Source organism: Cedecea neteri NBRC 105707 = ATCC 33855 (assembly GCF_001571265.1).
GTDB lineage: Bacteria > Pseudomonadota > Gammaproteobacteria > Enterobacterales > Enterobacteriaceae > Cedecea > Cedecea neteri.
On record NZ_BCTL01000010.1, the window covers coordinates 183,083 to 198,134 of the forward strand.

The following is a 15,052-nucleotide window of genomic DNA, read 5'->3' on the forward strand; positions in this document are numbered from 1 at the left end:
TCCTGCCGCGAAAGAATTTACCCTGCGGCGTACTGCCCGCGCAGCGGCAGGCCGTGCTCCTGGCGAATACCGTTTTCGGACAGCGCTTCCCCCGCATACTTGCCGATCCCCACCGCGCGGGACTCCTCCTGTCCGGCCGGAGAGCCAGTATCGTAGCGGTCGGAAGTCCCCCCGGTGTATGTCCCCTTCATCATGCGGTAACCGTGAACCAGTTCATGGGCAAGGGAAACAAAGGCCAGCGAAGTATCGTCCAGCAGGCTTGGGCGACCGTGGGCATCGATAGCCACGGACTGCCGTGGGTTCCAGTCGACGCTGACGCTTGTCCCCTCGCCTTTCTTGCCGAGCGGCTGTTTTTGGGCCAGGTGCGTCGCTTTTTTATTGTGCGCCTTATCGTATTCGCTGCTGGAGAGGTGAAACCGACGAACCTGAGAGTCGGTCAGCACCGGGCGGGCAACCGTATTCGCCATCGCCGTCACCTTCACTTTAACGTAACGGCCCTGGGTGCTGAGGTTACGTAGCTCATCCACCAGGCTCCTGCCATTAGGCCGACTGAGCAGCTTTCGCAATGCGCTTTCAGCGGCGAGGTAGTCTTCCGGGCGGTGATATTCAATCGCGATATGTGGTGCAACATGGCTGGCAGAGATCGTACTCATCTTTTCCCCTTTGTATGACGTTAACGTCGCAGCAGCAGCGCTTCAACCTGACGGCGCTGAAGCCGGTCTTTTTCTGCCTCCGGCGTAGCCTGCCGTTCGCGCGGCGCGGCAGGCTGGCACCAGCGGCCAATCACCGACAGCGTCCAACTCAAACGCTCAAACAGGGGAAGCAGCGTGTCGAGATGCAGCTCGTCCAGCGGCAACGCCGCCCAGACCACCAACTGTGCACGGTCTTTATCGGCGGCAACGGTGACGGCTGGCTGCTGGTCAATGTTCAGGTTGGCCTGTAATAGCTCGAGAAGCAGCGCCTCGCCGGGGTTGTCGGGCAGCGCAAGCAGGCCCACCATCGCCAGCGTCATATTTTCCGTCAGTTCCAGAAAAACCGTCTGGCCATCGTCGAGCGTTAGCGAGTAGTAGCCCCGGGCGTTGAAAACAATGCCGGGAACATTCAGCTGTTTAAACAGCGGCTGGAGTTTGTGGTAGAGCTGCTCAGCAATCACCATGATTTCACCTGTCTCGGTCAGGAACATGGGGCGTGAGTGGCCGGCGGACGAAGCGGGTTCCGGGGAGAACTTGTAACAAGCTGCAACCTTATCGCTCCCGGCAAAGCTAGATTCGCCGCAGCGAGGCTGCTATGTTCATTTAACACGCGTCTTTGCAATTCGTGCGTGATAATTATTCTTATAAAAAAGAACGATTTAATAACTATAAATTATGGATGACAGACGGTATGGCAATCAGACTCCTCCTCGCGGACGATCACATTTTGATGCGCGAGGGCCTGAAACAGATTTTTTCACTGGATAAGAAAATCAAAGTGGTGGCGGAAGCGGGCTGTGGCAAAACGGTGCTGTCACTGCTGACGGAAACCGACGTAGATGTCCTGCTGCTGGATCTCTCCATGCCCGGTGACTCCGGGCCGGAGCTGGTACAGCAAATTACCCGCCTGTGGCCTATGCTGCCGGTGCTGGTACTGAGCATGCACAACGAGCCACAAATCGCCCAAATGGTCCTCGCCAGCGGCGCCCACGGGTTCATTACTAAAGACCAGGCTCCGCAAACGCTGCTGCACGCCATCCATCGCGTTGCCTCCCGGCAGCGTTACATAGACCCCTCGCTGGCGGAAGCCATCGTCTTTTCAACTCAGGAAAACGACCAGCTTCGCCGCTACGCCACGCTATCCCAACGTGAGAAGCAGATCCTCCGCCTGCTGAGCAGCGGCGAAAACATCAACGGGATTGCGGAAGTGCTAAGCATCAGCAACAAAACGGTCAGCACCCACAAGACCCGGATGATGGAAAAAATGCAGTTCGACAACAACGCCGACATCATCAAGTTTGCTATTCGCTATCATAAACTTTAGCCGGAGTCGGCTGGGTGTAAGGGATCTCGATATGCACACAGCTCCCTTTACCCGGCGCGCTGTGGATGTTAAACGCCCAGCCTTTCATCATGCAGCGCTCCCGCATGCTCAATAATCCAAAGGCCCCGTCGGATACCTGACCGGGGTCAAACCCTTGCCCGTCATCCTGAATACAAATCAGCACGACTTTGCCCCGAGTCAAAACTTTCACCTCCACTTCCCGCGCTTTGGCATGCCGCTGGACGTTGGTAAGCGACTCCTGCACCACGCGAAAAATGGCGGTCACCTCATCGTCACACAGCGCCACCGGCAGCGGCTGAATAGTCAGCGTACAAACGCCGGAACGGTGCTTGTTGAACTGGTCCCGCAGCCAGATAAGCGCGGGCTTCAGCCCCATATTCAGCACCGCCGGACGCAGCTGGGTGGCGATATCGCGCACCACTTTAATGGTGCCATCCACCAGTTGTGTCAGCGGTTCGACTTCCTGCCGCAGCGCAGGATGGTTCTGGCCCAGCAGAGAGATCCCTACCCGCAGCGAAGTCAGATGCTGACCCAGCTCATCGTGGATTTCCCGCGCCATATGTTTGCGTTCATTTTCGACGCTGCTTTGCAGCTTTTGGGTCATTTGCCGCAGCTGTTCGTGAGTCTGGCGCACCTGCTGCTCGGCAAAATATTGCCGGGAGGCCGGGCGAGCTATCACCAGCACGGATTTCAGCGTCTGCTGCAGCGTAAATTCAGGAATAAAACGCGCCTGGTAAATTCTCGACACCCTCAGGTCGGAGCGCACGCCGTGCAGCACGGCCTCCAGCTGAATATGCTTGCGCAGCACCAGTTGGAGCGAGCAGCTGATCTGCTCCATCAGCGTCGAATCGCCAATAAGCGAATTGATCTTCAGCCCGATGGCCGCCGCGCTCCTGGGCATACACTGCAGCGCCGTTTCGTTGGCATAGAGCAGCCGCTGCTCGCTGTCCACGCGCAGAATCGCATCCGGCATATTGTCCAGAATGTCGCGAAGCTCGTTTTCACGATCGTAGTAAAAACGATGAATATCATTGCGATAGCGGGTATCGCATACCACCATCATCACCCAGTTTTGCCGCTGAAACTCAAAGCGGCTCGGGCAAACCTCCACCGGAATAACCTGCGCTGCCGTCTGAAACCGGGCATTAATTTTATCGCCATACGGCGAATGTTCCGGCTGCTCCAGCTGTTGCTCAACCACCGCCAGCAGCGGCAGATCGCCATAGCCTCGCAGCCGGGTAAAAATATTTTCGCCCACCAGATGCCCGGCGCTTGCCTGGCCGGCATCTTCCGGCAGGCAAAGGCTGAGCGCCTTGTGGTTGGCAAAAACAATATTGAAATCCCTGTCAACAATGAAAACCAGTTCGCGCATGCTGTTAAAAGCGGCGCTCAGCAGTGCCTGAGTGTCATTGGGCCGTGGGTGCGGCCCGCCGTCTTGTTTCATAAAGTGTGATTCTTCTCATTCAGGGAGTCACGAAGCACCGCCCGCTCAGTTCAGGCTGTCCCACCCCAGATCCTGTTTCAAAGACTGCCGGAGACGGGAAAGACGGGAACGCACGGTGCCGATAGGAATAGTCATCCGGTCAGCCGCTTCCTGGTAACTGATATCGTGATCAACGATCAGCTGTAATAATTGCTGATAATCTTCAGGGAGTTGCGCAATGCGCTGCAACACTTTCGACAGGATGTCCTTACCCTCAGTCACCCCTTCCGGCTGCTCCGAATGCAGCAGCGTACCGAGCACGTCATCGTTTAACTCATCGTGCAGGTAGCTCACTTTGACGGATTTATAGTGATTTTTCACCAGGTTTACCGCAATCCCGAACATCCAGGTTTCCGGGCGCGACGTGCCGCAAAACTTGTGCTTATTGCGAATCACCTCATACCAGGTGTTCTGCACAAGGTCTTCTATATCGGCAAAATTTGCCACGCGTTTACGAATAAAATTGTATAGCCGCTGTTCGTTGTCGCGCATCACGCGCTCCCAGTTAACCACCGGAAACTCGCCCTGCACAACGTTGGACTCAAAAGCAGACTGGGCATCCGGGAAAACCTGTGATTCGAAATCAAACATTGCTGACATAGTGAACACCTTTTTATTGAATAGATTCAGGAGTTCGTCCTATAGCAAGCGCCATGCCAGCGAAAAATATCAACTCAATACATTGATTATTAACATTTAATTTTTATTAATCAGATAAATATGAGCAAAAACACACACAGCCCGAAAACGGGTTTGTGCAACTTTTTACACAACCCCAGCGGCGGAAATTTTTTATTTGTCGGGGAACCGCCCCAGGCCTTAGCCCACACACTGACAGGCGAATCGGGTAAGGCACACCGCAATGAACATGAGAATCCCCCAGCACCACCATCACCACAATCTGCGTCTCGAAACCGAACAGGCGGACGCGCTGGTCGATGAGCTAATCAGCGACACTAATAACGACAAGAGCGCGGCGAGCAGCTCATCGTCCGCCACCCGTGCAGCTCCCGCCCCGCAGCGGCCCGGTGCTGCTCAGGAGTCGATGGCGTCAGCCTTTGCGGAAAGCATCGAGCAGAAAATCAAACATGAGGAGCAACGCACGCAGGCCACCCAGCTGCGCCGTATCTCCGTGGCGGCTATCAAGGTCACTCACCTTGTGGAGCTGGGGAAACTGCTAGAAAGCCCGTCGGGGAAAGAGCAGGCCGAGCAGGAATCGGCCTTCGAACGGATGTTGTCGGGTGGCGACGGGAAGAACCCGACGCTGGATGATTTGCTCGAACAGGCCAATCACGACCCGGCCTCCGCATTTGTGACCCTTAGCCTGATGGCGATGCGCCTGCGTAACGGCAGCAACCCGGCGCTTGCGGCACGGGTCGAGCAAATGCTTGCCGACCTGCAGCAGCAGCACCCGGAAAAAATTAACGCCGGGGTAAATACCGCCCCGGCGATTGCCGCGTTCAGCAGCGATCCGGCGCAGAAGCGCGAAATGCGCAAACTCTATTACAGCGGCGTGATCAACCAGCAGTCCGCCGACAACATCATGGATGTGCTGCTGGACAAGTTTGGCGTCGACGGCTTCGTGCCCGCCCTGCGAACGCTGCAGCGCGCGCTTTCCGATGATATCGCCGCTTTGGCGCCTTCCGCCCCGCCGACGGCCCTGCGCCGCCTGCTCTCCGGGCTGAACGATACCCGTGCGATTACGCACACGCTGTCGGAAGTCGCCCAGTTCCTCGACCGCCTGAAGAGCAAATATTCCCACGTCACTATGGGGGCCGATGTCATGACTCGCTCCTTGCTCAGTATGTGCCGCAACGGCTTCTATTCCCGCGACCTCACCCAGCTTGGGTTGCAGGTAGTAGGTGAAAAACCCTTACAGCAGTCGCTCTTTTTCAACGGTCTGCTGACGCTGCTTCAGGCGCTGCCGGAAAAAATTTGGGGCGGGAACGATGAAACCCGCAGCAACGCCCTGCTTCTGCTGCGCACCCTGAACGGCGAATACGCCGCGTGGGAAAAACGCAGCCAGCTGGCGCAGTAAACGGACTTTACCAGGATTGAATAGCCCATGAACGCTTTGTTTAACCTTCTTAACCGGCTGGCAATAACCGCCATGCAACGCTCCGAAGTCGTCGGGGCTTTCATCGCGCTGGCGGTGGTGTTCATGCTGATCATCCCGCTGCCGCTGGGGCTGATTGACGTACTGATTGCGGTCAACATCAGCGTCTCATGCCTGCTTATCATGACGGCGATGTACCTGCCCAAACCGCTGGCGTTCACCACTTTCCCGGCGGTGCTGCTGCTGACCACCATGTTCCGCCTCGGGCTCTCTATCTCCACCACGCGCCAGATCCTGCTGCAGCAAAACGCCGGACATATCGTCACCGCCTTCGGCAACTTTGTGGTCGGCGGCAATCTGGCGGTGGGGCTGGTGGTGTTTCTGATCCTGACGGTGGTGAACTTCCTCGTTATCACCAAAGGGTCGGAGCGTATCGCCGAAGTGGCCGCCCGCTTTACCCTCGATGCCATGCCGGGCAAGCAGATGTCTATCGACAGCGATCTGCGCGCCGGGCTGATTAACGTCCAGCAGGCCAAAAGTAAACGTGAAGATCTGGCGAAAGAGAGCCAGCTTTTCGGGGCAATGGACGGCGCCATGAAGTTTGTGAAAGGCGATGCCATCGCCGGGATCGTGATCCTCAGCATCAACATGGTGGGCGGCTTTTGTATTGGCGTGCTGCAGTTGGGCATGGCCGCGGGCGACGCCGCCAATGTCTACTCCATTCTGACCATCGGCGACGGCCTGATTGACCAGATCCCGGCGATGCTTATCTCGCTCACCGCCGGGATGATGATCACCCGCGTATCGGCCAATGAAGACATCCCCAACAACAACATTGGCCGCGAAATAAGCGACCAGCTGACTAACCAACCCAAGGCCTGGATCATGTCCGCCATCGGCATGTTCTGCTTCAGCCTGCTGCCGGGCATGCCAACGGCGGTATTTATCGTGCTGGGGATAATCACTCTGGGCTCGGGGCTTTTCCAGATGTGGCGTGCCAAACGCGCGGCGGCCACCAGCACCAGCGGTGAGATTGTCGCCCCGGAAGCCAACGGTGAAGAAGACATTCGTACCTTCAACCCCAGCCGCCTGTTTGTCCTCAGCTTCTCATCCGCTCGCGCCGGCGATCCGGCGGCAATGGCGCTTATCGAAGACATTCGCCGCCTGCGTAACCGGATCGTGAACCAGTACGGCTTCACGCTGCCGGTGTTCAACATCGATTTTTCGCCGTACCAGCCCGACAATGAATTTCGTTTTCTGGTGTATGAAGTGCCTAAAGTGATTGGCACCTTTACCTCAAGTAAGCGGGCGCTGGACCACCGCCTGCTGGCTCAGGAAGAGACCGGCACCGAACTCAGCACGGAAACCTATCCGCAGGAAAAAGGCTGGGCGTGGCTGGAAGAAAACGACCCACTGCTGGATAAATTCCAGATGGAGTCCTGGAGTTCTCACCAGTTGCTGCTGGCCCGCATGGAAGAAGCGCTCTTTGCCAGCGGCCCGCGCTTTATTGGCCTGCAAGAGACCCGCGCCATTATCTCGTGGCTGGAGATGGACCTGCCGGAACTGGCACAGGAATTCCAGCGCATCTTCCCAATCACTCGCCTGAGCGCCGTGCTGCAGCGCCTGGTGGCGGAACGTATTTCGCTGCGCTCGGTGCGAAGCATTACCGAGTCGCTGATTGTGCATGGCCAGCACGAGCGCGATGTGGGCCTGCTGGTCGACCAGGTTCGAATCGATATCAAAGAACACATCTGCCACCAGTACAGCCACGATGGCGGGATACAGGTTTGGCTGCTGACGCCGGAAACCGAAGAGATCCTGCGCGACAGCCTGCGCCAGACGCAGAACGAAACCTTCTTCGCCCTTAGCCAGGACAAACACGCCCTGCTGCTGGAACAGCTGCGGGAAGTGTTCCCCCTGTTCCAGCGGCAAACCAGCGTGCTGCTGTCCGCCCAGGATTTACGTAGCCCGCTGCGCCTGCTTATCCAGGACGAATTCCATCACGTCCCGGTGCTTTCGTTCGCCGAACTGCAATTTAACCTTCCGGTCAACGTGCTGGGGCGCATTGATATTCACGAAAACGCGCTTGACGCCTTCACTGCATAAAGGGTGCTGCCATGTATGAGCTGAGAGTATTAAACGGATTACATGAAGGCGCGGCGCTGCCGTTAAGCGGCGAGTGCTGGCAGTTGGGCAACGCGGCCGACAGCGATTTGCAGCTCAACGATGGCGGCATTAAAGCCAGCCATGCCCAGCTAAGCCGCAGCGCCGAAGGTTGGCTGCTCACGCCGATGGAGGGCACCGTTTGCCACCGCCACGGTGAGCGCCTGAGCACACAGCAGCTCTGGCAGCCCGGTGAAATCTTCGCCGTCGGCGGCGTCTGGCTGACGCTTGCTGCCGCCGACGACGAGTGGGATAACCGCCCGCCGCCGCCGTTGCCTGTTGCCAGCCCGAGCGAACCGGCCCCCACCCTACGCGAACCCGTCGGCGGGACACAAAGCAAACCGGCTCCGGCTGCACGCCGTTCGCTGCTGGCAAAGATCCTGCCCCGCTGGGCGCAAATCTTCACCCTGTCCAGCCTGATGCTGCTGACCTTTACCATCTTCAGTTGGGTGCTACAGCCCGGCATCGCCCAGCAGAACAGCGACGACGAGCCGCAAATTAAACCGGCTATTACCAACAGCAACGAACTGCGCAGCGTGCTGGAACAGGATCTCCGCGAACGCGAGCTTTATAACAAGGTGCAGCTCACCAGCACACCGCAGGGTATTACGCTCACCGGCGACCTGCAGGAAAACCAGTTGCCGATTGTCAGCCGTATGGTGGACAGCATCCGCGGCGATTATCAGCTCAAGGTGGCGCTGACTAACCAAACTAAAGTGCGTGAGGCCGTGCTGCCCTTCCATATCGTGCAAATTACCGCCGGACCGCACGCCAACATCGTGACCGAGGACGGGCAGCGTCTGTTTGTCGGCGACGAACGTAACGGCCTGCGCCTGACCGGCATTACCGCCGACAGCGTGCAGTTCGGCGGCAAGGAAAACATCGCGGTGAAATGGTAATGGTGCGCTATCAGACCGACCTCAACGCCTGGTTTGCCCAGCGCCATAGCAGCCTAAGCCAGCTTTCCGCCGTCAGCGCCTATGGCCGCATCACCGGCATCAGCGGCATTCTGCTAGAAAGCAGCTTGCCGCAGGCGCGCATCGGCGACCTGTGTCTTATCAGCCGCAGCGGCGACACCGAAGTAATGGCCGAAGTTGTCGGCTTTAACCCTCGCCACACGTTGCTTTCCGCGCTGGGACCGCTGGACGGCATCGCCCAGGGCGCCCGCGTCACGCCGCTGTTTCAGCCCCACTCGATTAGCGTGTCGGACAGCTTATTTGGCAGCGTGCTGGACGGCTTCGGCCGCGCTATTGACGAAGACAGTCTGTCTGCTTTTGCGCTGGCCAGCGAAACGCCGGACGCCCGAGGCGTGCTCGGCGATGCACCGCCGCCCACGGACAGGCCGCGCATTGATACTCCGCTGCCAACGGGGATCCGCTCCATCGATGGCGTGCTGACGATTGGCGTGGGCCAGCGCGTCGGCGTTTTCGCCGGGGCCGGCTGCGGCAAAACGACCCTGCTCGCCGAAATGGCACGCAACACACCGTGCGATGCCATTGTGTTTGGCCTGATTGGCGAACGTGGCCGAGAACTCCGCGAATTCCTCGACCACGAGCTGGACGCCGAGCTGCGCTCACGCACCGTGCTGGTTTGCTCCACCTCTGACCGCAGCAGCATGGAACGCGCCCGCGCGGCGTTTACCGCCACGGCCATTGCCGAGGCATTCCGTAACAAAGGCAAAAACGTCCTGCTGATTATCGACTCGCTAACGCGCTTTGCCCGTGCCCAGCGCGAAATTGGCCTGGCGCTCGGCGAACCTCCGGGCCGTGGCGGACTGCCGCCGTCGGTTTATACCCTGCTGCCGGGACTGCTCGAACGCGCCGGAAAAACCTCGCGCGGCTCCATCACCGCCCTTTATTCGGTGCTGATTGAACAGGACTCGATGAACGATCCCGTGGCCGACGAAGTCCGCTCGCTGATAGACGGCCACATAGTCTTAACCCGACGCCTGGCCGAGCGTGGGCACTACCCTGCCGTGGACGTGCTGGCCAGCCTAAGCCGAACCATGAGCAACGTCGTCCCACGAGAACACATTGCCGAAGCCAGCACGCTGCGCCAGATGATGTCGGCTTACCAACAGGTTGAAATGCTGATCCGCCTCGGCGAATACCAGCCGGGAAATGACCCAATGACCGACGCCGCGGTGCAGTCTCAGTCGGCCATCAACGCCTTTTTACGCCAGGCCAACCACGCCCCGAGCGACTTTGTCGATACCCGCCAGCAGCTGCAGGAGGTGATTGCTTATGCGCCGTTATAGCGAGGCCGAAACGCCGTCCTCACCCGATCCACAGCAGATTGCTCTGGAACAGGTGCTGAAGATTTTGCTCCCCATCCGGCGGCGGCGCTTACGCCGCTGTGAAAGCGAGCAGCGCCAGCATGAGCAGCAGCTTCGTCGCTGCCAGCAGGCCGTCGAACGGGGTGAGCAACAGCTGGCAGAACAGAAAATCGGCTATTTGCAGCTACGCAATGATTTCGTGCCCCGGCACGCGGGCGTCACGCAGCCGCTTAACGACCTGCGGGAGACGCTGGATGTAGAGAAATCCAGCCGTGCGGGTGTTATTCAACAAATTCAGCAAACGCACCAGTTGCATACAGAGGCGCAGCAGCAGCAAGAACGCCTCACCGCCGCGCAGTCAGCCGTGCAGCGCTGCCAGCGGGACATCGAAAAAATGGAGTATTTGCTCAACCAAAATCAGGGGAACGCCTTATGATTCATCACGCGCTAAAAAATCCTCACCCACAGCCGAGGCTTTGGCAACAGGCTCATCCGGCCCCGCAGCCGCATCACCAGCCGGAGAGCGCCCCACAAACGCCAGCCCCTCGCGCACCGCGCACGGCGGTGAATAGCATGCCTACAATGCCGCAAATGCCGGCCCGAAGCGCCTCCTCCTTTAGCCGGGCCAGCGACCGTCAGAAGCTATCGCGGGATGAAAAAGAGTTCAGCGATCTCCTGTCTGATGATGAACCAGCCCCGGTGATGCCTATTCTCGCGCTTAACCTGTTTGACGGCTCGCTCGGCGGTACCGAACAGCCGCAGCAGGCCAGTGAATCCCAGTCCTCAGCCCTACAGGCAATGCTGGAATCGCATCTGGTGCAGGGTATTGAACAGCAGGAAAGCCTGCCCGCCCGCTTTAGCCTGCTGCTGCCGGATTTAGGCGAAGTGGTGGCACAGGTTATCCCGGCCAATGGCGATGGGCTGGATATTGCACTCGGCTTTTCCGCCGAGGCCTGGGACAAAGTTCGCGGCTTTGAAAAGGACGGACAGGGCTCGCTCAGCGGCCGTCTGGGGAAAAACGTTCGCCTCCGCTTTAAGCGGCGGGAGGCGGTATGAAACGTCTGGCGCTTGCCGCTCAGTCAGCGGATGAAGCCCGCCTGCGGCGCTGGACCGGCAGCGGCTGGCGGCTTCCTTTTTTTCGGGAGGAGCTGGCCGGCGAACTCCGCCTCCTGCCTTCCCGTACGCAGAACCAGCCCGAGATACTGCCTGAAGCCTTCCGCTGCGCGGCGGGCACGCTGTTTTTTAGCGACCCGCTGCCGGTACTGGGGCTAATGGCAGATTGCCCGGCGCTGCCCGGCATCGCCACCGAGGACAATGCCTGGTACTGGCGCTATTTCAGCCAGCAGCTCAGCCCTCAACTGGCCGAACTCTTTGAATTTCTGCAGCCCGCAGAAGAGCAGCAAAAGCCTGACATCACGCTGCGCCTTGAGGTTTTTCTCGGCGAAGCCCAGGCCAGCACCCTGCTGTCGCTCTCCTGGGCCACGCTGCATCAGCTTGCTCAGCATCCGGCCTGGCAGCGGCTGATGGCCCCGCTTAACCCTGAAACTCCGCTCCAGTTACCGCTGACCGTTGGCAAGCTCAAGCTTTCCGCAGGTGCCGCCCGCCGCCTGGCTAATGGAGATTTGCTCCTGCCGACCGAGGCTTTCTTTTCACCGGAAGGGCACGGCGTCATGCCGCTGGCGCGACGACAATTTCAGGTTCACCTGGAACTGGCGAGCGAAACAACTCACAGAGACTTACTACACATTACGTTTAGCGAGGAGCTAACCATGACTTACCCGAACGCCTCCCAGGAGTACGACGATCAGCAGGACGGCGAGGAAGTGGTACCCGCCGGGGAATGGCAAACAACACGGGGGAGTTTCGACGACTTGTCGCTGGATTTGACCATCCGCTGCGGCAACTTACAGCTTACGCTCGGCGAACTGCAGCAGCTGGATGCGGGGTCAACGGTATTGGTTCAGCACGTCACGCCGGGTGAGGCGCTGCTGTGTCACGGCAATAGCCTGCTGGCCAAGGGCGAACTGGTGGACGTTAACGGCACGCTCGGTTTCCAGGTGACTAGCATGCTTCGCCAGGCAGGTTCATCCCTGGAACCCGTCTGATGGCCGAGAATATCAGCTCATTCAATCCGCTCGCGCTGGCCATCCTGCTGGGGGCCATTTCGCTGCTGCCCCTGCTGCTGATGATCACCACCAGCTTTCTCAAGATCTCAATGGTGCTGATGCTGACGCGTAACGCCATCGGGGTGCAGCAAACGCCGCCCAACATGGCGCTTTACGGCATCGCGCTGGCCGCCACGCTGTTCGTGATGGCGCCGGTGTTTGACGGGATGCAAACCCGCTTCAAGGAAAAGCCTCTCGATACCACCAGCGCCGAGCGCCTGGAGAACAGTTTGCAGTACGGCATCAAGCCGCTGACCGACTTTATGCTGCGCAACAGCGACCCGGACCTCGAAACACACCTGATGGAAAACAGCCAGCGCATGTGGCCTAAAGATCTGTCGGAAAAGGTTGTGCACCAGCGCGATAACCTGCTGATCCTGATCCCAGCGTTCGTGCTGTCCGAGCTGCAAAACGGCTTCAAGATCGCCTTTTTAATTTTTATCCCCTTCCTGGTGGTGGACCTGATTGTCTCCAACGTGCTGCTGGCGCTCGGGATGCAAATGGTGTCGCCGATGACCATCTCTTTGCCGCTCAAAATTCTGCTCTTTGTGATGGTGAGCGGCTGGACGCGCCTGCTGGACGGCCTGTTCTACAGCTATATGTGAGGACGTTATGGACATGATCTACATGTTTAAGCAGGCGGTACTGATGGTGGTTGTGCTCTCCGCGCCGCCGCTGGTGGTCGCCGTGCTGGTGGGCATTGTGGTGTCCCTGCTGCAGGCGGTGTTTCAGCTCCAGGATCAGACCCTGCCCTTCGCCATCAAGCTGGTGGCCGTGGGCACCACGCTGGCGCTGAGCGGCCGCTGGATTGGCCTGCAAATGGTGGAGCTGGCGCAGTCCGCCTTCAACATGATGGCCGCGTCCGGAACCCTGCGATGATTGCCGCCGAACTGACGCCCATTTTCAACGGCATGCTGGGACTTGGGCTGGCAATCGCCCGTATTTACCCTTGCGTGCTACTGACGCCGCTGTTTGCGTTCTCTGCCCTGAAAGGGATGATCCGCACGGCGGTTGTTGTCCCTCTGGCGCTTTTTGTCACGCCGACCATTGTGCCAATGTTGACTAATGCCCCGCACACGCCGTGGGGCATTGTCGCCATGATGCTGAAAGAAGTGGTGCTGGGGATTTTTCTTGGTTACCTTCTGGCGCTTCCCTTCTGGCTGTTTGAGTCCGTTGGCGTGCTGTTTGATAACCAGCGCGGGGCGCTGAGCGGCGGCCAGCTTAACCCGGCGTTGGGCGCAGACGAAACGCCGCTCGGCTACATGCTTTTGCAGTGGTCGATGATGGTGCTTATCGTCAACTTTGGCCTTTCCCTGGCCACTCAGGTTATTTGGGACAGCTACCGGCTGTGGCCGGTGGACAGCTGGCTGCCGGACTTCCGCGAGCAGGGATTCCTGGTGTTCCTCGACCAGGTGAAGCAGATGTTTATCGACACCATTCTGTACGCTGGCCCGCTGGTACTGCTCCTGCTGTTCCTCGATTTTGCCGTCGGGGTGCTCAGCATCTACAGCCCTCAGCTGCAGGCTACGGTGCTGACCGTGCCGCTGAAGTGCATCGCCGGGCTGCTGTTCTTTATCTTTTACCTGCCCACGCTGGAGTATTTCGCCGGCCACCAGTTCAGCAGCCTGCGCGATTTAATCCCGCACCTGGCGGATATTCTGCCCGCCCGTCAAACCACCTGGTAACGCCGCTTCGGAGGGTGCCAAGCCGTGAGTGAAAAAACAGAGAAGGCCAGCCCCCATAAACTTCAGGAGGCCCGCAAAAAAGGCCAGGTCAGCCAGAGCCAGGACATTCCCAAACTGCTGATTATGTTCGGCGTGCTGCAGCTTATTTTTTCGATGATGGAGGCCAGCATGGCGAAGCTTCAGGCGCTGATGCTCCTGCCGCTGATGCGCCTCAGCAGCCCCTTCAACCAGGCGTTAGGGGAAGTGGGTGGTGCCGCGCTGCTGACCGTCGGGGTGTTTTTTATGATGACGGTGGGCACCGTGATTCTGCTGCGCATCGCCGCAGGCTGGATCCAGTTTGGCCCGCTGTTTGCCATCGCCGCGCTGGCCCCGAAGCTTGAGGCGCTGAATCCGCTGAATAAATTCAAAGAGATGTTTTCGGTGAAGCAGTTTATTCAGATCCTCAACAGCCTGCTGAAGGCCATCACCCTTTCCGTGGTGTTCTGGCTGCTTATCAAGCCCCGCCTGTCGCAAATGGCCAATCTTTCAGGCGGCACGTTGGACGGCTTCTGGCATGCGGGCGTGGCGATTCTGGAAACCCTCGCTCACACCATCGTTGGCGTGATGCTGGTATTTTCGGTGGCCGACTTTGCGCTGCAGAAATACTTCTTCCTTAAGCAGAACCGCATGAGCCACGAGGACGTAAAAAACGAATATAAGCAGATGGAAGGTGACCCACACACCAAGGGCCACCGCAAACACGTCGCCCATGAAATCCTCAACGCCCCGGCAAAAAAAGTCACTCCGCAAGAGATGGAAAAAGCCGACGTTCTGCTGGTGAACCCGACGCACTTCGCCGTGGGGCTGCGCTATCTTCCGGACGAAACGCCGCTGCCGGTGCTGCTGTTTAAAGCCCAGGACGAAGACGCCAAAGCGCTGATTAAACTGGCCCATGCCGCCAATATCCCGGTGGTGCGCTACGTCTGGCTCACCCGTAACCTTTATCGCACCACCGAAGAAGGGGCCTATATTCCGCGCGACACGCTAAAAGCGGTGGCCGCTATTTACCGCCTGCTGCGCAAGCTTGAGGGCCGCCTGAAGGGTGAGACGATTGAGTTTGAGGAGTAATGGAGCGATCGCCCCTTCCTTGTGCTCTGTCTTAGTCACATTTAACTTGTGAATCCTCCAGGAGATATCTTTCGCTCCGCA

Annotated in this window: 16 protein-coding genes; 12 read left to right on the top strand and 4 right to left on the bottom strand. The window is 58.6% G+C overall.

Annotation, left to right across the window (positions count from 1 at the left end; genetic code table 11):
- Positions 1 to 17: 17 nt before the first annotated feature.
- Together xopG and CNE01S_RS06090 are read right to left on the bottom strand one after the other, a co-directional pair.
- Positions 18 to 653, bottom strand: a complete 636-nt coding sequence (gene xopG / locus CNE01S_RS06085) for a XopG/HopH/AvrPtoH family type III secretion system effector (protein WP_061274318.1) — start codon at positions 651 to 653, stop codon at positions 18 to 20.
- Positions 654 to 673: 20 nt separating this feature from the next.
- Positions 674 to 1,156, bottom strand: coding sequence for a CesT family type III secretion system chaperone (locus CNE01S_RS06090; protein ID WP_169799398.1), 483 nt, complete (start codon positions 1,154 to 1,156; stop codon positions 674 to 676).
- A 227-nt stretch (positions 1,157 to 1,383) separates the two neighbouring features.
- Between CNE01S_RS06090 and CNE01S_RS06095 the strand changes: the two genes are divergently transcribed.
- A complete protein-coding gene (locus CNE01S_RS06095) occupies positions 1,384 to 2,016 on the top strand; it encodes a response regulator (RefSeq protein ID WP_061274355.1) in 633 nt (210 codons plus the stop codon).
- Here the strand turns inward: CNE01S_RS06095 and CNE01S_RS06100 are convergent.
- Both CNE01S_RS06100 and CNE01S_RS06105 read right to left on the bottom strand, forming a co-directional pair.
- On the bottom strand, positions 1,994 to 3,481 hold the full coding sequence (locus tag CNE01S_RS06100) for a histidine kinase (protein ID WP_061274323.1): 1,488 nt from the start codon (positions 3,479 to 3,481) through the stop codon (positions 1,994 to 1,996). The two genes, CNE01S_RS06095 and CNE01S_RS06100, sit on opposite strands and share 23 nt — an antisense overlap.
- A 45-nt stretch (positions 3,482 to 3,526) precedes the next feature.
- The gene (locus CNE01S_RS06105; protein ID WP_039291392.1) at positions 3,527 to 4,120 is read right to left on the bottom strand and encodes an RNA polymerase sigma factor; all 594 of its coding nucleotides are present in this window, start codon (positions 4,118 to 4,120) and stop codon (positions 3,527 to 3,529) included.
- A gap of 262 nt (positions 4,121 to 4,382) precedes the next feature.
- On the opposite strand from CNE01S_RS06105, the gene sctW reads away from it, so the two are divergent.
- The 11 genes from sctW to sctU are packed head-to-tail and all read left to right on the top strand — an operon-like array spanning position 4,383 to position 14,971.
- Entirely contained in the window at positions 4,383 to 5,558 is a 1,176-nt protein-coding gene (sctW, locus tag CNE01S_RS06110; protein ID WP_061274325.1) for a type III secretion system gatekeeper subunit SctW, read from the top strand.
- A 27-nt stretch (positions 5,559 to 5,585) separates the two neighbouring features.
- Complete coding sequence (gene sctV / locus CNE01S_RS06115; RefSeq protein ID WP_061274326.1) at positions 5,586 to 7,682, top strand: type III secretion system export apparatus subunit SctV; 2,097 nt, start codon at positions 5,586 to 5,588, stop codon at positions 7,680 to 7,682.
- Between the two features lie 11 nt (positions 7,683 to 7,693).
- Positions 7,694 to 8,638, top strand: coding sequence for an FHA domain-containing protein (locus CNE01S_RS06120; protein WP_061274328.1), 945 nt, complete (start codon positions 7,694 to 7,696; stop codon positions 8,636 to 8,638).
- A complete protein-coding gene (sctN, locus tag CNE01S_RS06125; protein ID WP_061274330.1) occupies positions 8,632 to 9,996 on the top strand; it encodes a type III secretion system ATPase SctN in 1,365 nt (454 codons plus the stop codon). Before CNE01S_RS06120 ends, sctN begins: the two co-directional genes overlap by 7 nt.
- Complete coding sequence (locus tag CNE01S_RS06130; protein ID WP_061274332.1) at positions 9,983 to 10,450, top strand: hypothetical protein; 468 nt, start codon at positions 9,983 to 9,985, stop codon at positions 10,448 to 10,450. The genes sctN and CNE01S_RS06130 overlap by 14 nt, the downstream gene beginning before the upstream one ends.
- Positions 10,447 to 11,070 (top strand): type III secretion system HrpP C-terminal domain-containing protein, encoded by a 624-nt coding sequence (locus tag CNE01S_RS06135; protein WP_061274334.1) that lies wholly within the window; start codon positions 10,447 to 10,449, stop codon positions 11,068 to 11,070. The genes CNE01S_RS06130 and CNE01S_RS06135 overlap by 4 nt, the downstream gene beginning before the upstream one ends.
- Positions 11,067 to 12,119 carry a FliM/FliN family flagellar motor switch protein gene (locus CNE01S_RS06140; protein WP_061274336.1) on the top strand — a complete coding sequence of 351 codons (1,053 nt, stop codon included), beginning with the start codon at positions 11,067 to 11,069 and terminating at the stop codon, positions 12,117 to 12,119. Before CNE01S_RS06135 ends, CNE01S_RS06140 begins: the two co-directional genes overlap by 4 nt.
- Complete coding sequence (gene sctR, locus CNE01S_RS06145; protein WP_008460987.1) at positions 12,119 to 12,784, top strand: type III secretion system export apparatus subunit SctR; 666 nt, start codon at positions 12,119 to 12,121, stop codon at positions 12,782 to 12,784. The genes CNE01S_RS06140 and sctR overlap by 1 nt, the downstream gene beginning before the upstream one ends.
- A 7-nt stretch (positions 12,785 to 12,791) precedes the next feature.
- On the top strand, positions 12,792 to 13,058 hold the full coding sequence (gene sctS, locus CNE01S_RS06150; RefSeq protein WP_039291380.1) for a type III secretion system export apparatus subunit SctS: 267 nt from the start codon (positions 12,792 to 12,794) through the stop codon (positions 13,056 to 13,058).
- On the top strand, positions 13,055 to 13,864 hold the full coding sequence (gene sctT, locus CNE01S_RS06155; protein ID WP_061274338.1) for a type III secretion system export apparatus subunit SctT: 810 nt from the start codon (positions 13,055 to 13,057) through the stop codon (positions 13,862 to 13,864). Before sctS ends, sctT begins: the two co-directional genes overlap by 4 nt.
- Before the next feature lie 24 nt (positions 13,865 to 13,888).
- The gene (gene sctU, locus CNE01S_RS06160; RefSeq protein ID WP_045783357.1) at positions 13,889 to 14,971 is read left to right on the top strand and encodes a type III secretion system export apparatus subunit SctU; all 1,083 of its coding nucleotides are present in this window, start codon (positions 13,889 to 13,891) and stop codon (positions 14,969 to 14,971) included.
- Positions 14,972 to 15,052 lie beyond the last annotated feature (81 nt).

Coding starts and splice junctions, on each gene's coding strand:
- xopG (WP_061274318.1), bottom strand. CDS start 653: ATGAGTACGATCTCTGCCAGCCATGTTGCACCACATATCGCGATTGAA.
- CNE01S_RS06090 (WP_169799398.1), bottom strand. CDS start 1,156: ATGGTGATTGCTGAGCAGCTCTACCACAAACTCCAGCCGCTGTTTAAA.
- CNE01S_RS06095 (WP_061274355.1), top strand. CDS start 1,384: ATGGCAATCAGACTCCTCCTCGCGGACGATCACATTTTGATGCGCGAG.
- CNE01S_RS06100 (WP_061274323.1), bottom strand. CDS start 3,481: ATGAAACAAGACGGCGGGCCGCACCCACGGCCCAATGACACTCAGGCA.
- CNE01S_RS06105 (WP_039291392.1), bottom strand. CDS start 4,120: ATGTCAGCAATGTTTGATTTCGAATCACAGGTTTTCCCGGATGCCCAG.
- sctW (WP_061274325.1), top strand. CDS start 4,383: ATGAACATGAGAATCCCCCAGCACCACCATCACCACAATCTGCGTCTC.
- sctV (WP_061274326.1), top strand. CDS start 5,586: ATGAACGCTTTGTTTAACCTTCTTAACCGGCTGGCAATAACCGCCATG.
- CNE01S_RS06120 (WP_061274328.1), top strand. CDS start 7,694: ATGTATGAGCTGAGAGTATTAAACGGATTACATGAAGGCGCGGCGCTG.
- sctN (WP_061274330.1), top strand. CDS start 8,632: ATGGTAATGGTGCGCTATCAGACCGACCTCAACGCCTGGTTTGCCCAG.
- CNE01S_RS06130 (WP_061274332.1), top strand. CDS start 9,983: ATGCGCCGTTATAGCGAGGCCGAAACGCCGTCCTCACCCGATCCACAG.
- CNE01S_RS06135 (WP_061274334.1), top strand. CDS start 10,447: ATGATTCATCACGCGCTAAAAAATCCTCACCCACAGCCGAGGCTTTGG.
- CNE01S_RS06140 (WP_061274336.1), top strand. CDS start 11,067: ATGAAACGTCTGGCGCTTGCCGCTCAGTCAGCGGATGAAGCCCGCCTG.
- sctR (WP_008460987.1), top strand. CDS start 12,119: ATGGCCGAGAATATCAGCTCATTCAATCCGCTCGCGCTGGCCATCCTG.
- sctS (WP_039291380.1), top strand. CDS start 12,792: ATGGACATGATCTACATGTTTAAGCAGGCGGTACTGATGGTGGTTGTG.
- sctT (WP_061274338.1), top strand. CDS start 13,055: ATGATTGCCGCCGAACTGACGCCCATTTTCAACGGCATGCTGGGACTT.